At 39.9% G+C, this 3,703-nt stretch carries 1 protein-coding gene; it reads left to right on the top strand.

Translation table 11 applies throughout. From position 1 onward, the window contains the following. Positions 1-212 precede the first annotated feature (212 nt). Complete coding sequence (locus GQR46_RS17450; protein WP_165741745.1) at positions 213-3,683, top strand: TonB-dependent receptor; 3,471 nt, start codon at positions 213-215, stop codon at positions 3,681-3,683. Positions 3,684-3,703 lie beyond the last annotated feature (20 nt).

The following is a 3,703-nucleotide window of genomic DNA, read 5'->3' on the forward strand; positions in this document are numbered from 1 at the left end:
GATTAGGCTAGAACTATTGACGATAAACTCTGTGTAAATATTTACTTTAACACTGTTACTTAAGAGCAATTTAATGCTTACGCATTAAGTTGGTTTTTTATAATCAAATAAATATTGTTAACAAAATACAGTTGACAATTGTTTGGTTATTATATTATTGTTTACAAAAGATTAACCTGACAACATAATAATACCTTAGAAAGGGAACACACATGACAATCATCAACAAAGCGTTCAAGTTGAGCGCGATTACAGCTGCAGTACTTGCAACACAATTGGTTTACGCCAAGCAAGACGAAAGCACACAAGAAAAACCGAAAGTAGAAGCCGATATTGAAATAATTGAAGTCAGCGGGTTAGCCGCCAGTCTTAAAAAATCTATTAATGATAAGCGTTTTGCTGAAAACGTTGTTGATTCGATTAACGCGGAAGATATAGGTAAGTCTACCGATCAAAATATTGCTGATGCGCTTTCGCGTGTAACTGGTGTATCAGTACAATCCGTTGATGGTGAAGGTGCACGAATATCTGTGCGTGGTGCTAACTCACAACAAAACAATATTAGCATGAATGGTGTGCAATTAGGTTCTACAGGTTTTAGCCAAGGCGTAGACTTATCGCAGTATTCATCCGATATTTTATCTAAAATTGAAGTGGTAAAAACACCGAGTGCAGATCATGAAGAGGGTTCGCTAGGCGCAAATATCAATCTTTCGACTACAAAGCCGCTTGATTTAAATTATGAAATTTCCACTATGACTTTAGAAGGTAGGTACAACGATTTATCTGATAAAGAAAATTATAAAATATCGGGTACGATGTCGAAAAAGCTTTTTGACGATACCTTTGGCGTGGTTTTTACTGCAGTTAAAGAGACTAACGAATACCGAAAAGACCAATACTCTGCTACAGAGTGGACAGCAGTTCAGTCGCCTTTAGCAACAGATACAAATGGCAACGTTGTTGAAAATGCGGTAGGTATTACACCTCGTTTAGTTAATTATCAGCTTTTTGATAGTCAAAATGACCGCACCAGTATTAACTTAGGTTTGCAGTGGCGAGCAAGTGAAAACACAGAGTTTAACTTTAACGCAAACCTTGCTAAACAAGATGTTAATAACTCAATGCATGGTATTAATACGCGCTCAATGGAAACTAAAAACTTAGTTGAAGGTGAAGACCCAGGCCTTTCTGGCGTGACAGCTAAATTTACTGATCCTGAAGCTAGCTGGCGTACCATTGATTTAAAAACGAATACATTTACTAAATTTATCAACCGCTTTGGTAACGGTGGTTTAGTGCAGTCAGAAGGTGAATTTGAAAATAAAAACCAAGTTTACTCACTTGATATGAATCACGGTTTTAGTGACTCATTTTCGATGGAAGCTGGCGTTGGGTACTCTAAAACGCAGCAAATACCAGAAAACTCAGTGTACGTTGCACTGCAAAATTTTGCCAATATTAGTGCATGGAGCTTAGTAAATGTGCCACCAGAGGATATGGAGCCTGTTGGTTATGACTGTACAGCAGGCGGTCCGTGTAAATTAGTTACAGGCACCGGCTTAATTGATTACGGCGAAAACGACACTTTTGGTGACCCAACAAATCTATGGGATAACTACAGCACCACGGGATTTAATCCGGATGAGCTAAAAGCGCAGCATTTATCGTACATGGGCAGAACCCTCAACGAAGTCGAAGATGAACAAAAATCGCTCTTTGTCGATTTTGATTACGTGCTTGACACAAGCTATGTACGCTCAATTGAATTTGGTGCAAAATGGTCAAAACGTACAAAATATGTAGATGCTCAGCAAGGTGCCTTTAATAGTGTAGGCGAGGGGGTTGTAGTTATAAACCCTGCAACAGGCCAACCTGCAGTACTTGGTAGCGGTTTAAGAGATATTTCTGGTGATTTAATAACCAACGGTGAAGGGTTTCCTGTTGACGATTTTATGGCTGATTTAGGTTATGGCCGCGACAATGTAACCGATGGGTGGAATCGATTTTCGGCTTTTAAAGCATTTGAAGTAGCTTTAGGGAGTCCAGAAGTTGCTTTTGCCACAGACGATTCAAACACTCGCAATACAGAGCTAGATAACTTAGCATTTTACACCAAGCTAAATTTTGAATTAGCAGATGGACGTGTTACAGGTGATGTGGGTGTGCGTTATGTAAAAACGACTGTAGAAGTGCAAGGTGCATCGGGTGTACAGTTTGCATTTGACCCTTCAAATAATGCTCGTTTAATGGACCCATTTAAATTAGCAGAGTTGCGTGATACTAGCTTACCACTGTGTGCTGCAACGCAATTTTATGGTGCAGATTACAACGAAGAAATACGCTGGTCGAGAACCGATGGTCTAGGCTACGACACAAAAGGCACTATTGATAAATCAGACGATGTGGCTATTCCTGCTCAAGGCGCGTGTCATGATCCTAACGCTGTACGTGGTAATCCAAATGAATCTGAGTGGTGGTTATGGCGCCATTCTGATGTATCAACCGAAAAAAACTGGATATATGGCGAGCGTAAATTTGATGCAAATGGAAACTTATTACCAACAGAAGACAGAAGCTTACGCTCGTTTGCAGTAACTGGTGAGCACGACTACGATTTGTTTTTACCCAGTATCAATATTAACTACTTGCAAAGTGAAGACACCATTATTCGTTTTGCAGCATCTAAAACAATGGCACGCCCGCAAATTGACTCGCTTCGCCCTGGTTTTAAAGTAAGAGAAACACAATGGGGCGGTGAAAACCGTAACAACTCAATTACGCTTACCAATCCTAAACTCGATCCACTTGAATCAATAAACCTTGATTTATCATATGAATGGTATTTCAACGATTCGGGATTATTAGCAGCATCATTATTTTATAAAGACATGACAAACTTTGAAGAGTCTGAAACGATTGTTACCTACATGGATGACCTACGTGGAGTGGGACTCGAAGAGGGCGAATCTTATAACCCAGACGATTTAGTACTTATTGCAGGCCAAGATAGCTTAGAAAAATGTATGCCTAAGCGTTTTCAAGGTGGCCAGGATTATCAAAAAGAGTGGATGTATTCGGGCGACTTAGAGCAAATGTGTGCCAAATTTAACACCACCCGAATTAAAAATGGTAAAGGGGCAAGTATTAAAGGGTTAGAGCTTCAATACATGCAAACCTACGATAACTTACCGGGTATTTGGTCCGGCCTTGGCTTGCAGGCTAACTATACATATCAAGACAGTAAGTACGATCAAGAAGTATCATCGATTGATAATAATGTAAAAATTCCTTCATTGGCGGTTGCCTATACGCCAGAGCATAGCTACAACGTAACGGGTTTTTGGGAAAAAGATGGTCATCAATTACGTCTATCTTACCAAGGGACAACCGATCAGCTAGTACAACGCTCATGGGAAAACGGATCGCTGTGGGAAGAGGGACGTAAAACGCTCGACTTTTCTGCAAGTTATAAAGTAAATAACTACATGACGGTATCACTACAAGTTGCCAATGTAACCGACGAAGGCGTAAGACAATACTTTACCAGTCGTTTCTTAAATGCTGGTGGCCAAACGTTTTCTGAAGGCAGCCCGCTTGAAGGCGATGCAACTAAATCACGTACTGTTTACGCATATAAAACAGGCCGGACATTGAGACTTAATACCCGTATTAATTTCTAAATTTTTAATCTAATAAAAAG

Origin of the sequence: Pseudoalteromonas sp. Z1A6 (assembly GCF_011378745.1) — a bacterium.
GTDB lineage: Bacteria > Pseudomonadota > Gammaproteobacteria > Enterobacterales > Alteromonadaceae > Pseudoalteromonas > Pseudoalteromonas arctica.